This window comes from Amycolatopsis sp. CA-126428 (assembly GCF_002904335.1).
Taxonomy (GTDB): domain Bacteria; phylum Actinomycetota; class Actinomycetes; order Mycobacteriales; family Pseudonocardiaceae; genus Amycolatopsis.
In genome coordinates, this window is sequence record NZ_PPHF01000030.1 from 18799 (window position 1) to 41410 (window position 22612).

General features: G+C 72.3%; 23 protein-coding genes. 15 read left to right on the forward strand and 8 right to left on the reverse strand.

What is annotated here, in order from left to right; translation table 11 throughout:
* The first annotated feature begins 81 nt into the window (after window positions 1-81).
* The 5 genes from C2L58_RS06795 to C2L58_RS06815 all read left to right on the forward strand — a co-directional run bounded on the left by C2L58_RS06795 (window position 82) and on the right by C2L58_RS06815 (window position 5253).
* Complete coding sequence (locus C2L58_RS06795; protein WP_103336684.1) at window positions 82-621, forward strand: hypothetical protein; 540 nt, start codon at window positions 82-84, stop codon at window positions 619-621.
* Window positions 618-1712 (forward strand): peptidoglycan-binding protein, encoded by a 1095-nt coding sequence (locus C2L58_RS06800; RefSeq protein ID WP_199191135.1) that lies wholly within the window; start codon window positions 618-620, stop codon window positions 1710-1712. Before C2L58_RS06795 ends, C2L58_RS06800 begins: the two co-directional genes overlap by 4 nt.
* Window positions 1709-2395 carry an ABC transporter ATP-binding protein gene (locus C2L58_RS06805; RefSeq protein WP_013230191.1) on the forward strand — a complete coding sequence of 229 codons (687 nt, stop codon included), beginning with the start codon at window positions 1709-1711 and terminating at the stop codon, window positions 2393-2395. The genes C2L58_RS06800 and C2L58_RS06805 overlap by 4 nt, the downstream gene beginning before the upstream one ends.
* Complete coding sequence (locus tag C2L58_RS06810; RefSeq protein ID WP_103336685.1) at window positions 2392-3597, forward strand: ABC transporter permease; 1206 nt, start codon at window positions 2392-2394, stop codon at window positions 3595-3597. Before C2L58_RS06805 ends, C2L58_RS06810 begins: the two co-directional genes overlap by 4 nt.
* Window positions 3598-3729: 132 nt before the next feature.
* Window positions 3730-5253 (forward strand): amidohydrolase family protein, encoded by a 1524-nt coding sequence (locus C2L58_RS06815; RefSeq protein WP_103336686.1) that lies wholly within the window; start codon window positions 3730-3732, stop codon window positions 5251-5253.
* 112 nt (window positions 5254-5365) lie between these two features.
* Here the strand turns inward: C2L58_RS06815 and serC are convergent, their stop codons facing one another.
* The gene (serC, locus tag C2L58_RS06820; RefSeq protein WP_103336687.1) at window positions 5366-6490 is read right to left on the reverse strand and encodes a phosphoserine transaminase; all 1125 of its coding nucleotides are present in this window, start codon (window positions 6488-6490) and stop codon (window positions 5366-5368) included.
* A 134-nt stretch (window positions 6491-6624) separates the two neighbouring features.
* Between serC and C2L58_RS06825 the strand changes: the two genes are divergently transcribed.
* Window positions 6625-7518 (forward strand): hypothetical protein, encoded by an 894-nt coding sequence (locus C2L58_RS06825; RefSeq protein WP_103336688.1) that lies wholly within the window; start codon window positions 6625-6627, stop codon window positions 7516-7518.
* The gene (locus tag C2L58_RS06830; RefSeq protein ID WP_233225590.1) at window positions 7515-7832 is read left to right on the forward strand and encodes a hypothetical protein; all 318 of its coding nucleotides are present in this window, start codon (window positions 7515-7517) and stop codon (window positions 7830-7832) included. Before C2L58_RS06825 ends, C2L58_RS06830 begins: the two co-directional genes overlap by 4 nt.
* A gap of 46 nt (window positions 7833-7878) precedes the next feature.
* Here C2L58_RS06830 and C2L58_RS06835 read toward each other — a convergent pair whose 3' ends face one another.
* From C2L58_RS06835 to C2L58_RS06855, 5 genes are all read right to left on the reverse strand, one after another.
* The gene (locus C2L58_RS06835) at window positions 7879-9219 is read right to left on the reverse strand and encodes a serine hydrolase domain-containing protein (protein ID WP_103336690.1); all 1341 of its coding nucleotides are present in this window, start codon (window positions 9217-9219) and stop codon (window positions 7879-7881) included.
* Between the two features lie 200 nt (window positions 9220-9419).
* The gene (locus C2L58_RS06840) at window positions 9420-10040 is read right to left on the reverse strand and encodes a response regulator (RefSeq protein ID WP_013230184.1); all 621 of its coding nucleotides are present in this window, start codon (window positions 10038-10040) and stop codon (window positions 9420-9422) included.
* Entirely contained in the window at window positions 10037-11197 is a 1161-nt protein-coding gene (locus tag C2L58_RS06845) for a sensor histidine kinase (RefSeq protein WP_103336691.1), read from the reverse strand. Before C2L58_RS06845 ends, C2L58_RS06840 begins: the two co-directional genes overlap by 4 nt.
* Window positions 11194-11994: an ABC transporter permease gene (locus C2L58_RS06850; RefSeq protein WP_103336692.1), complete on the reverse strand. Its 801-nt coding sequence runs from the start codon at window positions 11992-11994 to the stop codon at window positions 11194-11196. Before C2L58_RS06850 ends, C2L58_RS06845 begins: the two co-directional genes overlap by 4 nt.
* A gap of 68 nt (window positions 11995-12062) precedes the next feature.
* On the reverse strand, window positions 12063-12902 hold the full coding sequence (locus C2L58_RS06855; RefSeq protein ID WP_103337092.1) for an ABC transporter ATP-binding protein: 840 nt from the start codon (window positions 12900-12902) through the stop codon (window positions 12063-12065).
* A 215-nt stretch (window positions 12903-13117) separates the two neighbouring features.
* Here C2L58_RS06855 and C2L58_RS06860 point away from each other — a divergent pair, with 215 nt between their 5' ends.
* Both C2L58_RS06860 and C2L58_RS06865 read left to right on the forward strand, forming a co-directional pair.
* Entirely contained in the window at window positions 13118-14812 is a 1695-nt protein-coding gene (locus C2L58_RS06860) for an SDR family oxidoreductase (RefSeq protein ID WP_103336693.1), read from the forward strand.
* A 14-nt stretch (window positions 14813-14826) separates the two neighbouring features.
* The gene (locus tag C2L58_RS06865) at window positions 14827-15429 is read left to right on the forward strand and encodes a TetR/AcrR family transcriptional regulator (RefSeq protein WP_103336694.1); all 603 of its coding nucleotides are present in this window, start codon (window positions 14827-14829) and stop codon (window positions 15427-15429) included.
* Between the two features lie 7 nt (window positions 15430-15436).
* Here the strand turns inward: C2L58_RS06865 and C2L58_RS06870 are convergent, their stop codons facing one another.
* Window positions 15437-16585, reverse strand: coding sequence for a citrate synthase 2 (locus tag C2L58_RS06870; protein ID WP_103336695.1), 1149 nt, complete (start codon window positions 16583-16585; stop codon window positions 15437-15439).
* A gap of 291 nt (window positions 16586-16876) precedes the next feature.
* On the opposite strand from C2L58_RS06870, the gene C2L58_RS06875 reads away from it, so the two are divergent.
* From C2L58_RS06875 to C2L58_RS06900, 6 genes are all read left to right on the forward strand, one after another.
* Entirely contained in the window at window positions 16877-17179 is a 303-nt protein-coding gene (locus C2L58_RS06875; protein ID WP_103336696.1) for an urease subunit gamma, read from the forward strand.
* A 76-nt stretch (window positions 17180-17255) separates the two neighbouring features.
* Window positions 17256-17561: an urease subunit beta gene (locus tag C2L58_RS06880; protein ID WP_086844441.1), complete on the forward strand. Its 306-nt coding sequence runs from the start codon at window positions 17256-17258 to the stop codon at window positions 17559-17561.
* Window position 17562: 1 nt separating this feature from the next.
* On the forward strand, window positions 17563-19278 hold the full coding sequence (locus C2L58_RS06885; RefSeq protein WP_103336697.1) for an urease subunit alpha: 1716 nt from the start codon (window positions 17563-17565) through the stop codon (window positions 19276-19278).
* Complete coding sequence (locus C2L58_RS06890; protein WP_103336698.1) at window positions 19278-19958, forward strand: urease accessory protein UreF; 681 nt, start codon at window positions 19278-19280, stop codon at window positions 19956-19958. The genes C2L58_RS06885 and C2L58_RS06890 overlap by 1 nt, the downstream gene beginning before the upstream one ends.
* Window positions 19948-20637 (forward strand): urease accessory protein UreG, encoded by a 690-nt coding sequence (ureG, locus tag C2L58_RS06895; protein WP_103336699.1) that lies wholly within the window; start codon window positions 19948-19950, stop codon window positions 20635-20637. The genes C2L58_RS06890 and ureG overlap by 11 nt, the downstream gene beginning before the upstream one ends.
* Complete coding sequence (locus tag C2L58_RS06900) at window positions 20634-21353, forward strand: urease accessory protein UreD (RefSeq protein ID WP_103336700.1); 720 nt, start codon at window positions 20634-20636, stop codon at window positions 21351-21353. Before ureG ends, C2L58_RS06900 begins: the two co-directional genes overlap by 4 nt.
* A gap of 143 nt (window positions 21354-21496) precedes the next feature.
* On the opposite strand, the gene C2L58_RS06905 is transcribed toward C2L58_RS06900, so the two are convergent.
* Window positions 21497-22597 (reverse strand): lipase family protein, encoded by a 1101-nt coding sequence (locus C2L58_RS06905; protein ID WP_103336701.1) that lies wholly within the window; start codon window positions 22595-22597, stop codon window positions 21497-21499.
* Window positions 22598-22612 lie beyond the last annotated feature (15 nt).

Genomic DNA, 22612 nt, shown 5'->3' on the forward strand with positions numbered 1-22612 from the left:
CCGCATAAACGACGTCGCTTAGCGCGCCCGAATGCCCCGATCCGTAGACCTGATCTCCCACCGGAAGAAAGGAAGCGAGCCATGCGGACACGGATGGCCGTCGCGGCGATCGGGGCGGCCCTGCTGCTCGGGGGCTGCGGCGCGAAGGCCGACGACGGGTCGAAGGTCGCCTCGATCTCGACGCCACCGAAGTCGGGCGGCCCCGCCGCCGCCGACAACAGCGGCAAGAGCGACCAGGACAAGATGCGGGACTTCGCCAAGTGCATGCGCGAGCACGGCGTCGACATGCCCGACCCGAAGCCGGCCGGCGACGGCGGGGGCATGGCGATCACCTTGGGCGGCAAGGACGGCGACACGGCGAAGCTCGATGGCGCGCAGAACGCGTGCAAGCACCTGATGCCCAACGGCGGCGAGATGAAGCCGCCGAGCGCCGAGGAGCTCGACAAGATGCGCAAGGACGCCAAGTGCATGCGGGACCACGGCGTCGACATGCCCGATCCGGACCCGAGCGGCAAGGGCGGGCTGCGGGCCGGCAAGGTCGGAGACGACCCGAAGAAGTTCGAAGAAGCCGCGAAGGCGTGCGGCATGGGCATCGCCGGGCGCACCGAGGCCGGCAAGTGAACGACGTGACGCACCTCAAGCCCCGCCGCCGCGGCCGGACGCGGTGGTTCATCGCGATCGCCGTCCTGCTCGTGGTGCTGGGCACCGGCTCCGTCGTGATCCTGACGCGGGTGTCGAGCGCGACGCCGGTCAACGAGGCCGCGCCGCCCGCCGTCGAGACCGCGGAGGTGGCCAAGACCGACCTGAGCGAGGAAGAAGAGGCCGACGGCACCCTCGGCTACGGCGACGAGTCGGTCATCGGCGGCCGCAAGCCCGGCACCATCACGTCGCTGCCGGACGCCGGCGCCGTCCTGACCCGCTGCAAGGCGGTGTACGGCGTGGACGCGAAGCCGGTGCCGCTGTTCTACGGCACGCTGCCGTTCTACCGCGACCTCGCCACCGGCGTGGACGACGGTGCCGACGTCAAGCAGCTGGAGGAGAACCTCAAGGCGTGCGGCTTCGGCGGGTTCGGCACGCCGGACAAGAAGTTCACCGCGGCGACGGCGGCCGCGCTGAAGAAGTGGCAGAAGTCCCTCGGCCTGGAGCAGACCGGCGGGTTCGGCCAGGGTGACGTCGTGCTGGCCGCGGGCGAGCTGCGGGTGTCGGCCGTCCAGGCCAGGCTCGGCTCGCCGGCCCAGGGCGAGGTGCTCAAGACGACCGGCACCGTCCGGTCGGTGCAGGTGAAGCTCGACGCGGCCAAGCAGAGCCTCGCCCAGCAGGGCGCGAAGGCGTCGGTGAAGATCAACGGGAAGACGACGCAGGGCACGATCACCGACGTCGGGCGGACCGCCGTCGAAGGCAAGGACCAGGCGGGCCAGGACGACGGCAAGCCGAAGATCACCGTGACCGTCCGGCTCGACGACCCGGCCGCGGCCGGCAGCCTGGACTCGGCCCCGGCCACCGTCCGGTTCACCAAGGACGTCCGCCAGGGCGTGCTCGCGGTCCCGGTCGGCGCGCTGCTCGCCCTCGCCGAGGGCGGGTACGCGGTCGAGGTCGACGAGAACGGGCAACGCCGGCTGATCGCCGTCCAAACCGGGCTGTTCAGCGGCGGGAAGGTCGAGGTCACCGGTACCGGCCTGGCCGAGGGCATGCGGGTGGTGACGACGTCGTGACACCCGTGCTGCGCGTGCACGAGGTCACGCGCACCTACCCCGGCGAGGTCGCCGCGCTCGACGGCGTCTCGCTCTCGCTGGAAGACGGCGAGATGGTGGCGATCGTCGGGCCGTCCGGGTCCGGCAAGTCCACCCTGCTGCACCTGATGGGCACGCTGGACCGGCCGTCGTCGGGCCGGGTGGAGCTGCGCGGCCACGACGTCGCCGCGCTGCCCGACCGGAAGGTCTCGGCGCTGCGGTCGCGCTGGATCGGGTTCGTGTTCCAGCAGTTCTTCCTCGACGAAGGGATGAGTGCGGTGGACAACGTGTGCACCGGCCTGCTCTACGCCGGGGTGCCGCGGCGACGGCGGCGCGCGCGGGCGCTGGCGGCGCTCGACCGGGTCAAGCTCGGGCACCGGGCGTGGCACCGCCCCGGCGAGCTCTCCGGCGGTGAACGCCAGCGCGTCGCGATCGCCAGGGCCGTGGTCAACGACCCGGCGATCCTGCTGGCCGACGAGCCGACCGGCAACCTCGACACCGGCACCGGCGCTTCGGTGCTTTCGCTGCTCGGCGAGCTGTCGACCGGCGGCACCACGATCGTCGTGATCACCCACGACCGCGAGATCGCGGCGGGGATGCCCCGCCGGATCGAGCTGCTCGACGGGCGCCTGCGCCTGGACACCGGCCTGGTGGGTGCGCGATGACCTTGGTGACGCTGCCGGAGCCGGCCCGGCTGAAGCCGCCGGACGTCGTCGCGCTCGGTGCCCACGGCATGCGGACGCGGCCGGTGCGGGCGGTGCTTTCCGCGCTGGGCATCGCGATCGGCGTCGCCGCGATGGTGGCGGTGCTGGCGATCCCGGCGTCCGGCGCGCAGGCCCTGCACGACCGGCTGGCCGCGCTCGGGCCCAACCTCCTCACCGCCGGGCCGGGCCAGACGCTGTTCGGCGACAACGCCACGCTGCCGGACGACGCGGTCGCGATGGCCCGGCGGATCGGGCCGGTGCGCGCGGCCGCCGGCACCGGGACGACGTCGGTGAGTGTCCGTCGCAGCGACAAGATCGCCGCGGACGAGACGTCCGGGCTGGCGGTGTACGCGGCGCGGCCGGACCTGCTCGGCGTGCTGGGCGGCAAGGTCCGGACCGGGGCGTTCCTGGCGACGGGGAACCAGGACTACCCGGTGACGGTGCTCGGCTCCCAGGCGGCGGCCCGGCTGGGCGTCGACCACATCGACCCGGCCCGGCCACCGCAGGTGCTGATCGGGACGCAGTGGTTCACCGTGGTGGGCATCCTCGCGCCGATGCCGCTCGCGCCGGAGATCGAGCGGTCGGCGCTGGTCGGCTGGGACGTCGCGAAGCGGCTGCTGGAGTTCGACGGCCATCCGTCCACGGTGTACGTCCGGGCGGAGGAGTCCCAAGTGGACGGTGTGCGGACGGTGCTGGCGGCGACGCTGAACCCGCAGGCCCCGAACGAGGTCCAGGTGCGGCGCCCGTCGGACGCCCTGGCGGCGCAGAAGCTGACGGACACGACCTACAGCGCGCTGTTCCTCGGGCTCGGCGGCGTCGCGCTGCTGGTCGGCGGGGTCGGGGTGGCGAACACGATGGTGATCTCGGTGCTGGAGCGGCGGCGGGAGATCGGCCTGCGCCGGGCGCTGGGCGCGACGAAACGGCAGATCCGCGGCCAGTTCCTGGCGGAGTCGGTGCTGCTGTCCGGCTTGGGTGGCCTGGCGGGCGTGCTGGCCGGAGTGCTCGTGACGGCGGGGTACGCGCTGAGCCAGGGGTGGCCCGCGGTGCTGCCGACGGGTGCGCTGGCGGGCGGGGTCGGGGTCGCGGCGCTGGTGGGGGCCGTGGCGGGGGCGTACCCCGCGGTGCGGGCGGCGCGGCTCGCGCCCACGCGGGCGCTGGCCTGAACGGACAAGGGTGCACTGGACGCGGGGTGGGAGTTACCCTTCCACCTCGCGTCCAGCAAGTTGGAAGACTTCCCACTGCGTCGGACGGGTGTTGGATGGACCAAAGGGAGCCGATCGAAGGGCGGGGCGGCTGTGCGAATCGAGGCGAACCGGCGTGATCTCCTGCGGTGGCTGGCGACAGCGGGCGCGGGGCTCGCCACCGCCGGGATCGCTCCCGTCGCCTTCGCGCAGGAGGCCGCCGCCGCCGGGACGGATGTCGTGGTCGTCAGCGGGGCCACCGTCGTCGACGGCACCGACGGCCCGGCGCGGCCGGACTTCGCCGTCGTGCTGGTCGGCGACCGGATCGCCTGGGTCGGCCCCGCCGCCGAGGTGCCGCTGGGCGGGACCGCCCGGATCGTCGACGGCCGCGGCCGCTACCTCGTACCCGGCCTGTGGGACATGCACGCCCACGGCATCGACTACGAAGACCTCTGGCCGCCGCTGTTCCTGGCCAACGGCGTCACCGGCATCCGCGAGATGCAGGGCTACGACGAGAACCGGATCACCCGCGACAAGATCGACCGCGGCGAGCTGCTCGGCCCGCGGGTGGTGCTGGCCAGCTCGATCCTCGACGGCCCGGTGTCCCTGCTCGGCCCGCCGATCACCAAGGTCGCGAACGCCGAGGAGGCGCGGGCCGCGGTCCGGACCGCCGTCGCCCAGCGCTCGAACTTCGTGAAGGTGTACTTCTACCTGCCGAAAGACGCCTTCGCCGCGATCGCGGACGAGTGCCGCCGCCAGGGCCTGCCCTTCGTCGGGCACTGGCCCTACCGGCTTCGCCTGCTCGACGCGGCCATGTCCGGGCAGCGCAGTTTCGAGCACCTCTTCGGGCTGCCGATCGCCACGTCGAGCTGCCGGGACGAGTTCCTCGCCCGGCTCGACGCGACGCCGTTCGACCCGCAGGCCCCGCGTGACTTCTTCAACCTGGCCCGCGAACTCGACCGGCAGGCCGCGCAGGCCTACGACCCGGCCGCGGCGGCCCGCCACTTCGCCGGGCTCAACGCCTCGGGCAGCCGGCTGAGCCCGACCTTCGCGGTCAACCGGGTCATTTCCCGGCCGGCCGGCACGTTCGCGCACGATCCGCGCAACAAGTACATCCCGCGGGAGATCCTCGACGTCTGGGCCGACCGGCTGCCGCTGTTCGCGCCGGTCACCCCCGAGCAGATCGCCCAGCAGGAGGTCTACTTCCACGCGCAGCTGCGGCTCGTCGGGGAGGCGCACCGCGCCGGGGTCGGCATCCTCGGCGGCACCGACTGCCAGAACCCGTACGTCTACCCGGGGTTCAGCCTCCACGACGAGCTCGACTTCCTCGTCGAGGCCGGGCTCGGCCCGCGGCAGGCGCTGCAGGCGGTGACCCGCGACGCGGCCGCGTTCCTCGGCCGGGCGGACTCGGCCGGGACCATCGAACCCGGCAAGGTCGCCGACCTGGTGCTGCTCGACGCCGACCCGCTCGCCGACATCCGCGCGGTCCGCCGGATCGACACCGTCGTCACCGCCGGCCGCGTCCTCGACCGGATCACGCTCGACCGGATGCTCGCCGACGCCGAAAGCGCCGCGAACCGGCCCGCCGAGATGGTGGGCGCCCGGTCGGAGCGCTTGCCACTGCACGGCTGCTGCTGAGCGCCCGGTACTGCGGCGCGGTAAACCCGCGGATCGGGTAACTACGCAAAACGCTCGGCTGGGACAGCCCAGCCGAGCGTTTCGGTCACCGAGTCTTCGGTACAGCGGGTGGTCAGCCGAGCCGCTCGACCACGTACTCGATGGCCTGCGTCAGCTTGGTGACGTCGTCCGGGTCGATGGCCGGGAACAGGCCGACGCGCAGCTGGTTGCGGCCCAGCTTCCGGTACGGCTCGGTGTCGACGATCCCGTTGGCGCGCAGCACCTTCGCGACCGCGGCGGCGTCGACCTCGTCGCTGAAGTCGACCGTGCCGACGACCTGGGAGCGCAGCTCGGGGTCCTTCACGAACGGCGTCGTGTAGCTCGTCTTCTCGGCCCACTCGTACAGCCGCGACGACGAGTCCTTCGTGCGCGAAGTCGTCCAGGCGAGACCGCCCTGGCCGTTCATCCACTCGATCTGCTCGGCGAGCAGGAACAGGGTGGCCACGGCCGGGGTGTTGTACGTCTGGTCCTTACGGGAGTTGTCCAGCGCGGTGGTCAGCGACAGGAACTCGGGGATCCAGCGGTCGCCGCCGCCGATCTCGCCGATCCGCTCGACCGCGGCCGGGGAGGCCAGCGCGATCCAGAGCCCGCCGTCCGCGGCGAAGGACTTCTGCGGCGCGAAGTAGTAGACGTCGAAGTCCTCGGCCTTGACCGGGAGACCGCCGGCGCCGGAGGTGGCGTCGATCGCGACCAGCGCGCCGTCGCTGCCTTCGGGGCGGCGGACCGGGACGGCGACACCGGTGGACGTCTCGTTGTGCGCCCAGCCGACCAGGTCGGCGCCGGCTTCGTAGGCGATGTCCGGCGCGCTGCCCGGCTCGGCCTTGACCACGATCGGGTCGGCCAGGAACGGCGCGCCCTTGGTCACGGTCGCGAACTTCGAGGAGAACTCGCCGTAGGTGAAGTGCTGCGCGCGCTCGCGGACCAGGCCGAAGGCGGCCGCGTCCCAGAACGCCGTGGTGCCGCCGTTGCCGAGGATCACCTCGTAGCCCTCGGGCAGGGAGAACAGCTCGGACAGACCCGCCCGCACGCGCCCGACGAGGGACTTGACCGGCTTCTGCCGGTGCGACGTGCCGAGGTAGGTGGAGCCGGACTCCGCCAGCGCACTCAGCTGCTCGGCGCGGACCTTCGACGGGCCGCAGCCGAAGCGGCCGTCGGCCGGCTTGAGGTCGGCGGGAATGGTCAACTCAGCGTCGGTCATGCGGCCAGTCTCTCAGGTCGGGACGCGGCTGGTGAAGGTGGGATTCGCCGTTCCGGGAAGTGGGACGCCGGCCGGAAACCCGCTCGCCGGCCGCGCGGCCGGTCGGTAGTTTCCCCGGCGAGGGGGAGACGGACATGACCGAAGATCGATGGCGGCCGCGCTGGTGGCTGTTCGTGAGCTGGGGCGCCGTCGTCGTGGTGCACCTGGCCGCGAGCGGCGGCTGGACCACGACGACGACCGTGCTGGCGCCGATCGCGCTCGCGGTCACCCTGGTGCTCGTGTTCGTCCGGCGGCTGCCGTGGTGGCTCACCGGCGACGCCCGCCCGGAGGGCCGTCGCGGAGTGTTGCGGGCGCTGGTGCTGGTGGCGTGGTTCCTGACGGCGGCGGCGATCGCCGCCGGGCTGGTGACGCACCCGCCGCACGGTGCCGACATCGTGAACGCCGGGGCGTTCGTCGCGCTCTTCGCCGGCGCCTCGGTGTACGGCCTGACCCGGTTGCTGCCGAAGCGGCCGCCGACGCGGCGGACGGCTCTGCGGCGGCGGCTCGCGTTCGCCACCGCCTCGGTCTGGTCGGTCGCCGTCTTCGCGCTCGCGGCCGAGGTCGCGGCCATCGTCGTGACCGGTGGCTGGCTGCCGTGGTTCCTGCCGGTGCCGGGCCTGGTCGCCGTGCTCGCGCTCGCCCTGTGGCGCGCGGACCTCGCCCTCCCGGCGCGGCACTTCGCGAGCGGCACCTGGACACCGGTCGCGGCCGCGGCGTTCGACGTGCGGGCGGGCGAGCCGGTCGACGGCTGGGCGGTGCTGCCCGGGGACCACCGGATCCGCTTCCACCTGCCCGTGGTCCCGGCCGACATCGCCGCCGAGCTGCGGGACCGGCGGCGGCTCTGGCTGGCGGGCCTGCCCCTGGAGGACCTCGTCACCGGCCTTCCGGACGGCGACAGCTACGTCGTGGGGCTGATCGGCGTACGCCGCGTTGGGGGTAAAAACACGGTGACCCGCGCGCCCGGGCCGCCGGTAGCGTCCCGGGCGTGACGACTGTGCAGCAGAGGTTCGCGGTGCCGCCCGATGTGCTGTGGAACGTGCTCCCGGCCGGGGTCGCGGCGATCGGCGGTCAGCAGCCGGTCTACGACGGCCCGCGGGGATTCGCCACCTGCCGCACCGGGATGTCGCTCCTGAGCTGGGGCCAGCACATCAACGTGACGGTGTCGCCGTCCGAGGGCGGCTCGACGCTCACGATCATGACGGTGCTGAAGCTCGGCGTCTGGGACTGGGGCGAGGGCAAGCGCATCGCCAACCGCTTCGCCGCCGCCGTCGCGTACGCGGCCGGCACCGCCGCCCTGACCTGAGGGTCCCGCTCGCCACCCTGGGGGTGCGAGCGGGACCCGTCCCTTGTCAGCGCCAGTCTTCGACGCCGCCGGGCACCGGCGCGGCCGGGTCGTACGGCGTGCGGGTGAAGACGAACGTCGCCAGGTCCAGGTGGGTGGCGACGCCGTCGGCGTCCCGGCCCACCTCGAGCGTCTCGCCGGCGTAGTAACCGTCGAGGCCGACGTAGGTGTCCTCGCCGGTGGCGCGGAAGCGCGAGCCGCGGCCGGCGCCTTCGACCGGCGCGAGCAGCAGCAGCCCGTCGCCTTGGACGCGCAGGTGGTACGGCGTCGGGCCCCAGTGCCAGAGCCCGGTCAGCGCGAGCAGCGCGGGGTCGGCCGGCGACGGCAGCCACTCGGCGGGCAGCCGCGGCTCCAGCTCGTCGGTCATGGTGATGAGGTCCAGGCAGAGCTGCGTGATGCCGACGCCGGCCGTCGAGTTGACGAGCACGAGCGCGCCGGTCTGCGCGGCCGGGTCGACCAGCGTCACGGCGAGGAACCCGGGCATCGAGCCGGTGTGGCCGGCGAACCGGCGGCCCTGGTGCCGCACGAGCATCAGGCCGAGCCCGAACCCGGTCGTCCAGACGTCGGTGTCGTCGACGGTCACCATGGTCCGCATCTCGGCGACCGTCTCCGGCGCGAGCACGCCGCCGGTTTCGCCGCCGAGGAACGCCGTCCAGCGGCCGAGGTCCTTCGCCGTCGACCACAGCTGCCCGGCGGGGGCCATCGCGCCGGCGTCCGGGCTCGGTTCCGGCAGCAGGACGTCGGCGAAGGGGTGCACGGCGAAGCCGTCGGCGTGCGCGCCGACCGGGTGCGGGGTGGTGCGGGTCATCCCGAGCGGGCCGAGGACCTCTTCGTCGAGCACGGAGAGCCAGCCCTTGCCGCGGTGGCGGGCGAGGAGCTCGCCGAGGACGCCGTAGCCGACGTTCGAGTAGTGGAACCGCGCGCCCGGCCGGTGCTTGGTCGCGCCCTCGGCGAGGCTGCCGACCAGCGCGTCCCAGTCGGCGCCCGGGGTCCGCTCCCACCAGGAGCCGGGCGATTCGGACGTCAGGCCGGAGGTGTGGGACAGCAGCTGGGCGACGGTCGCGGCCCCGAACGGCGTGCCCGGGACGTGCTTTTCGAGCGGGTCGTTGAGGTCGAGGAGGCCTTCGTCGCGCAGCCGCATGACGGCGGTGGCCACGAGGGTCTTGGTGATCGAGCCCAGCCGGTACTGGGTGTCGGTACCGGGTGTCTCACCGCCGACGCGCCCCCGGCCACCGGACCAGACGATCTCCCCGTCCCGCACGACGGCGGCGACCAGCGACGGAGCCCGGCAGCCGGCCTGCTCGTGGGCGATCCGGCGGAGCAGGGCGAGTTCGGTCGAGGCAAGCATGGAGGCATTCTGCCGCGCTCCCCCTCCCGAAGCAGGCCCCGGCCCGTGCAGGAGAGGTCGACACGCGTGATTGAAGGGCCGACACGCGTGATTGGGGGGTCGACACGGCGGGTGTCCTGGCTGGGGCCGTGTCGGCTTGCCAATCACGCGTGTCGGCTGCCTGATCACGCGTGTCGACCGTTCCAGCACGGCGGCCGGGGTCAGCCGAGGAGGTTTCGGGCCATTGCGGTGGTGACCGCGGCTGTGCGGTCCGAGACGCCGAGCTTGCCGAAGACGCGGAGCAGGTGGGTCTTCACCGTGGCCTCGCTGATGTGCAGGGCGCGGCCGATGTCGGCGTTCGTGCCGCCCTTCGCGACCAGCCGGAGGACCTCCACCTCGCGGGCCGACAGCGGCTGCGGTTCCGGGTTGCGGACGCGGTTGACCAGCTTGCCCGCCACCGACGGCGCCAGCACCGTCTCCCCGCGCGCCGCCGCGCGGATCGCGTTCGCCAGCTCCGCGCGGGACGCGTCCTTCAGCAGGTAGCCCGACGCGCCGGCCTCCACCGCGCGCAGGATGTCGGCGTCCGTCTCGTACGTCGTGAGCACGACGATCCGCCGGCCGGGCTGCTCGCGCAGGATCCGCTTGGTCGCGCCGACGCCGTCGAGGCCGGGCATCCGCAGGTCCATCAGCACGACGTCGGGGACGGCGACCCGGTCGAGCGCGACGGCTTCGTCGCCCGAACCCGCTTCTCCGACGACCGTGAGGTCCGGCTCCGCCTCGAGCATGCCGCGGAGGCCTTCGCGGACGACGGGGTGGTCGTCGACGAGCATGACGCGGATCAAGCCGGCACCTCCAGGGTGAGTTCGGTGCCGCTGGGGCCACTCCGGACACTCAGTCTGCCACCGACCTGCTCGGCCCGGGACCGCATCCCGCGCAACCCGAAACCCGGGGCGTGGTCCGGGTCGAAGCCGGCGCCGTCGTCGCGCACCGACAGCCGCACCGAACCGTCCACAGCGGACAGCCGCACCGACACCGCCGACGCGGCCGCGTGCCGGCGCACATTGTTCAGCGCTTCTTGAGCGCCCCGCAGCAGGACCACCTCGCCCGCCATGCCGAGTGCGGGCAGCGGACCGTCCACTTCGTACCGGACCACGACGTCGGACGAATCGGCCAGGCGGTCGGCCTGGCGCCGGACGGCGTCCACCAGCGAGCCGGCCGCGAGGTCCGCCGGGGCCAGCGCGGCGACCATCGCCCGGGCCTCGGTCAGGTTGTCGCGCGCAGTACGGGCGGCCAGCTCCGCGTGCCGCCGGGCCGCGGCCGGGTCGGTGTCCAATTCGGACTCGATGGCCTGGGCCAGGGTGACGATGCTGGTGAACCCCTGCGCGAGGGTGTCGTGGATCTCCCGCGCGAGCCGTTCGCGCTCGGCCGCGGTGCCCGCCTCCCGGGAGAGCCGGGCGACTTCCGCCTGGCTCTCCTCGAGCTTCGCGATCAGGTCCGCGCGGCCCTTGCTCTCGTCGATGACGTGCCCGATGAACTTGCCGCACAGCACGCCGAAGACGACCAGGATCGCCGTCATCGGCAGCATGATGTGCAGCGTCGGGCCCTTGAACCCGTCGTTGACGACGGCCGCCGCGGGGTTGAGCAGGATCGCCACCGTGGTCAGGACCGCCGCCGGCCGGAATTCGAGCGTCGAGAACAGCAGCGGGCACGCCATGAACAGGATGAAGCCGGACGTGCCCTCGGCGACCATGGCGGTCCCGACCAGCGCCAGCACCACGAAGGCGAAAACCCACCGCTGGAACGCGGGCGAGTCGTCGTCCCGGACGAGCCGGCGGCCCCACAGCAGGTAACTCAGCGCGAGCGCGGTGAGCGCCCCGGCCGCGACCGCGGTCCGCGCCGGGTCGGCGTCGTCGAGGATCACCAGCAGGGTCGTGGCCAGGTACGCCACCGCGAAGAGGATCTCCCAGAGCCAGTTGAACCGGTCCCAGGCGTCCTTCACTTCGTGTCGGTCCACCGGAAGGTCAGCCGCGCCAGCACCGCTCCCGCCACGCACCAGATCGCCAGCACCAGCGCCACCCGCGGCAGTTCCCATGTCCCGGCCATCTCCATCCTCACGGCGCCGTCCGGCAGGAAGACCGACCGGAAACCCTGGCAGATCCACTTCAGCGGGAAGAACGACGCGATGTCCACCATAACTTTCGGCAGGTGCGTGATCGGCGAGACGAACACCCCGGAGATGAACTGCAGCACCAGGTACAGCATCTGCACGATGGCGACCGCGCCGTTGGTGGACCTCGCGAGCGAGCTGACCGCGATCCCGAGCAGGGTGCACGAGACGATGCCGAGCGCGAACACCCACAGCAGCGTCAGCCACTTCGCCGGGTCGGACGGCAGCTCCAGCCCGAACAGCAGCACGGCGACCCCGGCCATCAGCACCGTCTGGGCCAGGCTGGACACCGCGACCAGCGCCATCTTGCCGATGAAGTACGACGCCGGTGGCATCGGCGTGCCGCGCAGGCGCTTGAGGGCCCCGGTTTCCCGGTCGGCCGTGACGCCGGTCGCGATGCTGTTGAACGACGTCGACACGATGCCGGAGCCGATCATCCCGGCGGCCAGCAGCTGGCCGGACGTGACGCCGTCGAGCGCCGTCGGACCGTCCAGGATGGACCCGAGCAGGATCATCAGCACCGCGGGCAGGGAGAAGGTGAAAACCACCTGTTCCTTGTTCCGGAAGAACTGCCGCAGCTCGGTGCCGCCGCGCGCCAGCCCGAGGGACAGCGGGCCTGGGAGGGCCACAGCCGCTTTTCGGGGGTTCCGGGTGGCGGAGCCCCCGGCCTGGGGCGAAGCCCCGGATGTCCCAGTGGTCATGCCTTGTCTCCGATCAGGTCGAGGTAGATGTCCTCCAGGCTCGGCCTGGTCACGGTCAGCCCGGTGAGCTCCCTACCGCCGGCAGAGAGCTCGGTGACGAGCTTGGTCGGGTACGCGGTCCGTTCGACGTGCTCACCGCGTTCGTCGACCCAGCGCACGGTGGCCTCGGCGGCCGCCCGGCCGCCCAGGTTCCGCGGCGTGTCCTGGGCGACGATCTCGCCGCGCGCGATCACCGCGACGCGGTCGGCGAGCGCTTCGGCCTCGTCGAGGTAGTGCGTGGTGAGCAGGATGGTGGTGCCCTCGGCGGCGAGGTCGCTGATCAGCGCCCAGAACTGCCGCCGCGCCTCGGGGTCGAAGCCGGTGGTCGGCTCGTCGAGGAAGAGCAGCTCGGGGCGTCCGATGATGCCGAGCGCGACGTCGACGCGGCGGCGCTGCCCGCCGGAGAGCGCCTTGATCCGCGTCCCGGCCTTCTCGGTGAGCCCGACCTTCTCGATCACCTCGTCGGGATCACGCGGGTCGGGGTAGTACTTCGCGAAGTGCCGGACGGTCTCGGCGACGTTCAGCTCGGCGGCGTCGGTCGCCGTCTGCAGGACGATGCCGAGCCGGGCGCGCCAGGCGCGCCCGGCCTTGCCGGGATCCTCGCCGAGCACGGTGACCTCGCCGGCCGTCCGCCGCCGGTGTCCTTCGAGGATCTCGACGGTCGTGGTCTTGCCGGCGCCGTTCGGGCCGAGCAGGGAGAACACCTCGCCCTGGGCGATCTCCAGATCGAGCCCGGCCACCGCGAGGTGACCGGGGTACTGCTTGCGCAGGCCGCGCACGCTGACTGCTGTGGTCATGCTCGAAGCTTGGTCGTCCGGGCCGCCGGATCCGACCAACAGCCGACTGAATCCGGCTGTCCACCGATCGGTGGACACGGGCGCTTGGTTTCCCGTGGAACCACGAAAACGCTGTCATACCGGCAAAAATCCGAACATCCGCGCGCGCGGAACCGCCGCGCGGGTGAACCCACTATTGACAACTTGTCTAACATGACAGAATGTCTCACAAGTGGGTGACCGCCAGCGACGGTGTCCGCCTCTCCGTGACCGTCGACGGCCGGAGTGACGGGCCGACGGTCGTGCTCGTGCACGGCTACCCGGACAACAGCTCGATGTGGAGCGGGGTGGCCGCCGGGCTGACCGGGGAACACCGCGTCGTCACCTACGACGTTCGCGGGGCCGGACAGTCGGACAAGCCGCCGGGACGCGCGTCCTACCGGCTGGACCAGCTGGCCGACGACCTGCGTGCCGTCGTCGACGAGGTGCAGCCCACCGGCAAGGTGCACCTGGTCGCCCACGACTGGGGCTCGATCCAGACCTGGCACGCCGTCACCGGGGAGGGCCTGCGCGGGCGGATCGCCTCCTACACGTCCCTCTCCGGGCCGAGCCTCGACCACGCCGGCGCGTGGTTCCGCGCCCAGCTGCGCCGCCCGACGCCGAAGCGGCTCAAGAACGCGCTGAACCAGTTCCTGCACTCGTGGTACATCCTGGCCTTCCAGGTGCCGTTCGTCCCGGACCTGCTGTGGCGCACCGGCTTGCTGGGCAAGCAGATCCAGCGCATGGAGCCGGACGCGGCACCGCCGGAGAAGTCCGACGGCCTGCACGGTCTCCAGCTCTACCGCGCCAACATGTTCACCCGGCTGTCCCGGCCCGCACCCCGGCCCGCCGACATCCCGGTGCAGGTGCTGGCGCCGACCGGTGACGCCTACGTGACGACGCCGCTGCAGACCGAGGTCGCCCGCTGGGTGCCCGACCTGCGGATCCGCCGGATCGTCGGGACGCACTGGGTGACCAGGGCGCGGCCGGACGTGGTGGCCGCGGCGGCCGCCGAGCTGATCGACTACGCCGAAACCGGCACCGAAAGCCGCGGGCTGCGCCGGGCCCGCGCCGGCGCCGGGCCCTTCGCGCACAAGCTCGTCGTCGTCACCGGGGCGGGCAGCGGGATCGGCCGCGCCACCGCGCTGGCCTTCGCCGGCCAGGGCGCCGACGTCGTCATCACCGACATTGACGCGGCCAGTGCCGGGGAAACCCTGAAGCTGCTGGGAGAGCACGGCCTCGCCGAGTACACAGTGGACTCCGCGGACGGCGACGCCGTGCACCGCTTCGCCGAGCGGGTCCGCGCCGAGCACGGGGTGCCCGACATCGTGGTGAACAACGCCGGGATCGGGATGTCCGGGCCCTTCCTCGACACGTCGGTCGAGGACTGGGAGCGTGTCATCGACGTCAACCTCTGGGGCGTGATCCACGGCTGCCGCGCGTTCGCGCCCATGCTCGCCGAGCGCGCCGAAGGCGGCCAGATCGTCAACCTCGCTTCGGCGGCCGCGTACCTGCCGTCGAAGATCCTCTCCGCCTACGCGACGACGAAGTCCGCCGTGCTGACGCTGAGCGTCTGCCTGCGGGCCGAGCTGGCCGCGCACCACATCGGCGTCACGGCGGTGTGCCCGGGCATCGTCAAGACGAACATCACCGGCACGACGACGTTCGTCGGGGTGTCCGAAGAGGAACAACGCCGGCGTCAGAAGGAAAGCACGAAGCTGTACGCGCGTCGCGGGTTCGGGCCTGAAGGCGTCGCGCGGGACATCCTGCGTGCGGTGGAAAAGGACCTCGCGATCGCACCGTCCACTCCGGAGGCGAAGGCCGCGTTGGTCCTTTCGCGACTGACACCCGGCCTGCTCCGCAAAGCCGCGAAGCTGGACCTGACGCCGTGAGCCGGCCGCGGCGGATGTCGCCGCAGGCCCGCCGCGACGACCTGATCCGCGCCGCGCTCGACCTGTTCGGCTCGCGCGCGCCCGAACTGGTCACCGTCGACGACATCGTCGCGCGCGCCGAGGTTTCGCGGCCGTTGTTCTACCGGTACTTCTCGAGCCTGCGCGACCTGCAGGTCGAGGCCCTCCGCACGGTCACCGACGGGCTGATCGACGGCTTGGCCGGGCTCGAAGAAGGCCCGCCGGAGGTGCGGCTGCGCGCGGCCGTCCGCGGCCTGATCGACGTCGCCGACCACTACCGCGCGGGGTACATCGCCCTGCTGCGCAGCGGTTCGGTGATCGCGACGTCCGAGACGGACGCGGCGATCGACGAAGTCCGCAACCGCGCGGTGGCCCTGATCCTGGACGCCCTCGGCGTCGAAGCTCCTTCGCCGCTGCTTTCGCTGACCCTGCGCTGCTGGACGGCCGTCGTCGAGGGCGCGCTGCTGAGCTGGCTGCAGGAACGCAGCGTCGCGCGCGAAGACCTCGACACCTGGCTGGTCGACCAGCTCACGGCCATGCTCGAAGCCACCGCGAAACACGAACCGGCCGGCGCCGCGGAGGCACCGGCCGGTTCGTGAACGAGCGTCAGTGCTTGGTGACGAGCTCCCAGCCCTCGACGTCCTCGGGGGTGCGCGGCGCCGGGCCGACGTACTTGGCCGACGGCCGCACCAGACGCCCGGTCCGCTTCTGCTCCAGGATGTGCGCGGCCCAGCCGGCGGTGCGGGCCGAGCTGAACATCGCGGGCATCATGTGCGGCGGGACCTGCGCGAAGTCCAGGATGACCGCGGCCCAGAACTCGACGTTGGTCTCGATCGGGTGATCCGGACGCCGCTCGCGCAGCTCCTTCAGCGCCGCCTGCTCCAGCGCGGCGGCCGCCTCGTAGCGGGTCGCGTCCAGCTCCCGGCAGGTCCGGCGCAGCACGCGCGCCCGCGGGTCCTCGGCGCGGTAGACGCGGTGGCCGAAGCCCATCAGGCGTTCCTTGCGGTCGAGGATGCCCTTGACCAGGCCCGCGGGGTCGCCGGTGCGCTCGACCTCTTCGATCATCGGCAGCACGCGCGCCGGGGCACCGCCGTGCAGCGGGCCCGACATCGCGCCGATGGCGCCGGACATCGCCGCCGCCACGTCCGCGCCGGTGGACGCGATGACGCGGGCGGTGAAGGTCGAGGCGTTGAGGCCGTGCTCCGCGGCCGACACCCAGTAGGCGTCCAGGGCCTTGACGTGCGCCGGGTCCGGCTCGCCGCGCCAGCGGATCAGGAACCGCTCGGTGATGGAGTGGGCCTCGTCGACCCGGGTCTGCGGCACCGCGGGCTGCCCGATGCCGCGCGCCGACTGGGCGACGTAGGACAGCGCCATCACCGAGGCGCGGGCCAGCTGCTCGCGGGCCTCTTCGTCGGTGATGTCGAGCAGCGGGCGGTACCCCCAGATCGGGGCGAGCATGGCCAGTGCGGCCTGGACGTCCACCCGGACGTCACCGGTGTGCACCGGCAGCGGGAACGGCTCGGCGGGTGGCAGGCCGTGACCGAACCGGCCGTCCACGAGGAGGCCCCAGACGTCGCCGAAGGTCACCTTGCCGGCGAGGTCTTCGATGTCGACGCCGCGGTAGCGCAGGGCACCGCCGTCCCGGTCGGGTTCGGCGATTTCGGTGTGGAAGGCGACGACGCCTTCCAGGCCCGGTCGGAAGCCGTCGTCGGGTTGGCCGGACGGCTGTGGCTTGCTGATCGTGGAGGTAGTCACTGTTTCGCGGAACCTTTCGGTGCGCTTTTTCCCCGGCTGGTTGGTGCTGGTCGCGCGGTTGGGAGGAAGCGCACTGAACGCGCGCCATATCGCACGGATGGATAGACCTTGCTCTCTTGACCGGCCACTGGCAATCGAAAGATGTGGTGGTTTCGGTCACGATTACGAGAACGATTCAGTCACCGAACCTCGCGGGCCGGAGAATTTCTCGCCACGGAGTGTGACGAAGCCCAGGTAAATCCTGTGTTTCCGAACCAGGCGCCGCCGCGTTTCGGGTGATAGACCTAGCGGATGCACCTCAGCCCGCAGGAGCGCGACAAGCTGCTCATCCACGTGGCGGCCGACGTCGCGCGGAAGCGGCTGGACCGCGGCGTCCGGCTCAACTACCCCGAGGCGGTCGCGCTCATCACCGACCACGTCCTCGAAGGCGCCCGCGACGGCCGCACGGTCAGTGACCTGGTGGCCAGCGGCCGGAGCGTGCTCTCCCGTGCGCAGGTGCTGGACGGCGTGCCCGAAATGGTCGACTCCGTGCAGGTCGAGGCCACGTTCCCGGACGGCACGAAGCTCGTCACCGTGCACGACCCGATCGTGTGACCCACCCGTCGTGAGTGGTAAGGCGGGTTCTAACCCGCCTTACCACTCACGACCCCACCCGGAGGACAGGAGCTGCATGCGCCCTGGCGAGATCATTCCCGGCGACGAGCCGGTCGAGCTGAACCCCGGCCGCGCGCGCGTCCGGCTGCTGGTGCGGAACCTCGGCGACCGGCCGGTGCAGGTCGGCTCGCACTACCACTTCGCGGCCGTGAACCCGGGCCTCGAGTTCGACCGGGACGCCGCCCGCGGCCACCGGCTCGACGTGCCCGCCGGGACGTCGGTGCGGTTCGAACCCGGCGTGGAACGGGAAGTCGATCTCGTTCCCCTGGCCGGGGCTCGCCGCGTCCCCGGGCTGCGGTCCGAATTCGCGGGGGAGTTCTGAAATGCCGCAGATCGACCGCGAGCGTTACGCCGAGCTGTTCGGCCCGACCACCGGCGACCGGATCCGGCTCGCCGACACCGACCTGCTGATCGAGGTCACCGAAGACCGCTCGATGGGCCCCGGCGGCTCGGGCGACGAGGTGCTCTTCGGCGGCGGCAAGGTCATCCGCGAGTCCATGGGCCAGGGGATGGCGACCCGGGCCGAGGGCGCGCCCGACCTGATCATCACCGGCGCGGTGATCCTCGACCACTGGGGCGTCGTCAAGGCCGACGTCGGCGTGCGCGACGGCCGGATCGTCGGCATCGGCAAGGCCGGCAACCCGGACACGATGGACGGCGTCGACGCAGGCCTGGTCATCGGGCCGTCCACCGAGGTGCTGTCCGGCAACGGCAAGATCCTCACCGCGGGCGGCATCGACTGCCACGTCCACTTCATCTGCCCGCAGCTGGTCGACACCGCGCTGGCCGCCGGGCTGACCACTTTGGTCGGTGGCGGCACCGGCCCGAACGAGGGCACCAAGGCCACGACCGTCACGCCCGGCGCGTGGAACCTCGGCCGGATGCTGTCCGCCATGGACGGTTACCCGGTGAACGTCCTGTTGCTGGGCAAGGGGAACACCGTCCGGCACGAGGCGCTGCGCGAGCAGCTGGCGGCGGGCGCGGGCGGGTTCAAGCTCCACGAGGACTGGGGCACCACCCCGGCGGCGATCGACGCCTGCCTGACCGTCGCCGACGAAGCCGGCGTCCAGGTGGCCATCCACACGGACACGCTGAACGAGGCCGGCTTCCTGGAATCCACTGTGGACGCCATCGGCGGCCGCTCGATCAACGCGTACCACACCGAAGGGGCCGGCGGCGGGCACGCGCCGGACATCATCCAGGTCGTCTCGCTGCCGAACGTGCTGCCGTCGTCGACCAACCCGACCCGCCCGCACACGGCCAACACCCTCGACGAGCACCTCGACATGCTGGTGGTCTGCCACCACCTCAACCCGTCGGTGCCCGAGGACCTCGCCTTCGCCGAGAGCCGGATCCGGCCGACCACGATCGCCGCCGAGGACGTGCTGCACGACATGGGCGCGATCTCGATGATGAGCTCCGACTCGCAGGCGATGGGCCGGATCGGCGAGGTGATCATCCGGACCTGGCAGACCGCGCACGTGATGAAACGCCGTCGCGGCGCGCTGCCGGGCGACGGCTCGGCCGACAACCTGCGCGCACGTCGCTATGTCGCCAAATACACGATCAACCCGGCCATCGCGCACGGCATGGAGACCGAGATCGGCTCGGTCGAGGTCGGCAAGCTCGCGGACCTGGTGCTGTGGGAGCCGAAGTTCTTCGGCGTCCGCCCGCACGTGGTGCTCAAGGGGGGCTTCCCGGCGTGGGCGGCGATGGGCGACGCGAACGCGTCCATCCCGACGCCGCAGCCGGTCATGGCGCGCCCCATGTTCGGGGCGAACATCGGGGCGGCACTGAGCCTGCACTTCGTCGCACCGTCCGCTTTGGACAGCGGCTTGCGCGAGACCTTCGGCATCACCCGGCCGCTGGTCGCGGTGTCGAACATGCGCGCGCGGACGAAGGCGGACATGGTGCTCAACGACACGACGCCGGACGTCCGCGTCGAGCCGGACAGCTTCGCGGTGCACGTCGACGGCGAGCTGGTCGAACCGCAGCCGGTGACGGAGCTGCCGATGGCGCAAAGGTACTTCCTCTTCTGATGGACCTCTCGGCGCTGATCCTCGCGGACTCCCGCTTCCCCGGCGGCGGGCACGTCCACAGTGGCGGGTTGGAGGAAGTCGTCTCCCGCCGCCTGGTGACGTCGGTTCGCGACCTGCCGGGATTCCTTTCCGGACGGTTGCGGACGGCGGGATTCCTGGCAGCGGTTTTCGCCGCTGCTTCGGCACATGCCGCCGCGCGTTCTGTCCCACCTGGACATTGGTCGCGGTTGGACGCCGAGCTGGACGCGCGGACGCCGTCACTCGCTCAGCGAGAAGCTTCGCGGGCGCAGGGGCGAGGGACCGCACGAGCCGGGCGGATCGCTTGGCCTTCTCCCGTCCTGGATTCGCTGCTGACCGAGACGCCACGGCCGCACCATTCGATCGTGCTGGGCGCGCTTTCCGGCGTCGCGGGTGGTTCGCCGGATGACGCCGCGATGGCGGCCGCGTACCTGTCGGTCAGCGGGCCGGCGAGTGCCGCGGTGCGGTTGCTGGGGCTGGACCCCTTCGCCGTCAATGCCGTTGTCGCGCGGCTGGATCTGCGTTCGGTTTGTTCGGACGCGGCCGCCGTGGCGGGTGACGACCCGGCGGCGCTGCCGTCGCCGGGGTCGCCCGCGTTGGATCTGTTCGCCGAGGCCCACGCCCGGCACCACCAGGAAGAGGTGCGTCTCTTTGCCAGCTGAAGGCCACGGCCACGGGCACTTCCACGAGGTCAACTTCGACCCGGCGGCCGCCGAACCCGACCACTACGACGCGGCGCCCACCGCGGGCCGCGCGTACCGGATCGGCATCGGCGGCCCGGTGGGTTCGGGCAAGACGGCGCTCACCGCGGCGCTCTGCCGCGCGCTGGGTGACGAGATCAACCTCGCCGTCGTCACGAACGACATCTACACGACCGAGGACGCGGACTTCCTGCGCCGCGCGGGAGTGCTGGACCCGGAGCGGATCGAGGCGGTGCAGACCGGTGCCTGCCCGCACACCGCGATCCGCGACGACATCACCGCGAACCTCGACGCCGTCGAACGGCTCGAGGAAAAGTTCCCGGACCTGGACCTGGTCATCATCGAGAGCGGCGGGGACAACCTGACGGCGGTGTTCAGCCGCGGCCTGGCGGACAGCCAGATCTTCGTGGTCGACGTGGCGGGCGGCGACAAGGTGCCGCGCAAGGGCGGCCCCGGCGTCACGACGGCGGACCTGCTGGTGATCAACAAGATCGACATCGCCCACCTGGTCGGCGCGGACATGGCCGTGATGACGTCGGACGCGCACCGCATGCGGGGCTCGCTGCCGGTGATCACGCAGTCGCTTGTGGACACTCCGGACGCGCCCGACGTGGCCGGCTGGGTCCGTTCCCTGCTGTGAAGGCCCACGCCCGGTTGACCGCGTGCTTCGACGGCTCGCGCACGGTGTTGCGCGAGCTGCGTTCGATGGCGCCGCTGACGCTGTTCCCGCGCCGGCGTTCCGGGGCGACGGCGGTGGTGCACCTGGTCAACTCGGCGACTTCCCCCTTGGGCGGCGACGACCTGCTGCTGTCCATCCACGTCGGGCCGGGGGCCGCGCTGCGCCTTTCCGGCGTCGCGGCGACGCTGGCTCTGCCCGGCCTGCACGGCGAGGAATCGTTGTCCACTGTGGACGTTGTCGTGGAGCCAGGTGGGTCGCTGGAGTACCTGCCCGAGCCCACGGTGGTCACCGCACGCGCTCGGCACCGAGCGGTTTTCCGGGCTTCGCTGGCGTCGGATGCCTATCTGCACACGCGGGAGGTGCTGGTGCTGGGGCGGGCCGGGGAAAGGCCGGGTTCGCTGACGACTTCGTTGTCGGTCACGCGGGGTTCGGTGCCGGTGCTGCGCCAGACGCTTTCGGTGGGGGATGCGGGGTTGGACGGGAGCCTGGCCGTGCTGGCGGGGCGCCGGGTGCTGGCCACGGACCTGGTGGTCGGCGGGCCCGAGGAGCCGGCCGCTTCGGGTGAGTGGTGGTCGCGGAGCCCGCTCGCCGCCGGTGGCTCCCTGGTGACTTCCCTGGCTCCGGACGCCGTCACGGCGATGAAGGGGCTGGCGGAGGCGGGAGCCGAGGCGTTCTGAGCAGCCCCCGTTTTCCACGCTACCGGGAGGGACCGACGGTTTCGGGTGCCCGAGTCCGTGAAGGCCACCTTGCAGGAGCCCCGCGAGGTGGCCTTCACGGCTTTTCCGCGACCGTGGGCGGCCCCCTGCGCCGCCCGCCGGGGTCAGAACTTCGTGCCCAGCCAGGTCATCGCCACCGGGCCGCCGATCGAGACGCCGCCGATGTGTTCCAGCAGCGGGAACTCCTGCCACGTCACCGCCGCGCCCAGGGACCGCCAGCGGTCGCGCAACGCCGTTCCGACGCTGAACGGGATCAGCTCGTCCAGCGTCCCGTGGTACAGGTACACCGGCGGCTTCGGCGCGGTCGTGCCCAGGTAGTTCTCCGCCAGCCGGGCCTGCCAGTGCGGCTCGTGGATCGGGTCCGGCACCGTGACGAAGTCCCGCAGGTGCGCGAACGGTGCCGCCGCCCCCAGCTCGATCGTGCACGCCTTCGACACCCGGGCCACCGCCTCGCGGCCGCGGTCGTTGAGGATCGAGGCGAACGGCACGTCGGGGTACGCCGCCGCGAAGCCGGTGGCCGCGCCGAGGACCAGGCCGAACGCCGCGCCGCCGTCGTTGGCGGCGAACACCGCGTTCAGGTCCGCCGGAACCCCGCCCGCCGCGACTCCGACCACGTTCAGCGAAGGCGCGTACGTGGCCTGCAGTTCGGCCGCCCACGCCGCGGCTTGGCCGCCCTGCGAGTAGCCGAACACGCCCACCGGGCCGGCCGGGGACAGCCCGGCGCCGGTCACCCGGGAAGCGGCCCGCGCCGCGTCGAGCACCGCCCGGCCTTCGGACTGCCCGACCGCGTACGTGTGCGGTCCCGGCGTGCCGAGCCCTTCGTAGTCGGTGACGACGACGGCCCAGCCCTGCGTCAACGCCTGCGCGAGCAGCGCGCTTTCGTTCTCGACGCCGTGGGCCAGGAGGTTCGAGGGCGCGCACTGGTCGCCGAGGCCGTGCGTGCCCACCGCGTACGTGATCAGGGGCCGCGGGCCGCCGCGCGTCCACGGTGCCGGGGGCACCAGCAGCGTGCCGGAGACGGCGTTCGGTTCGCCGGTCGCCGAGGTCGAGCGGTAGACGAGGTGCCAGGCCTTGACGGGCGCCGGGAAGGGGCCGACGAACACCGTTGTCGGCCGCTGTTCGAGGAGGACGCCCGGGTCCGCGTGCGCCGAAGGGGCGGCTGTCACGAACAGGAGCGCGACGGCGACCAGTAACCGACGAAGCATCGTTGCCTCCGGTGT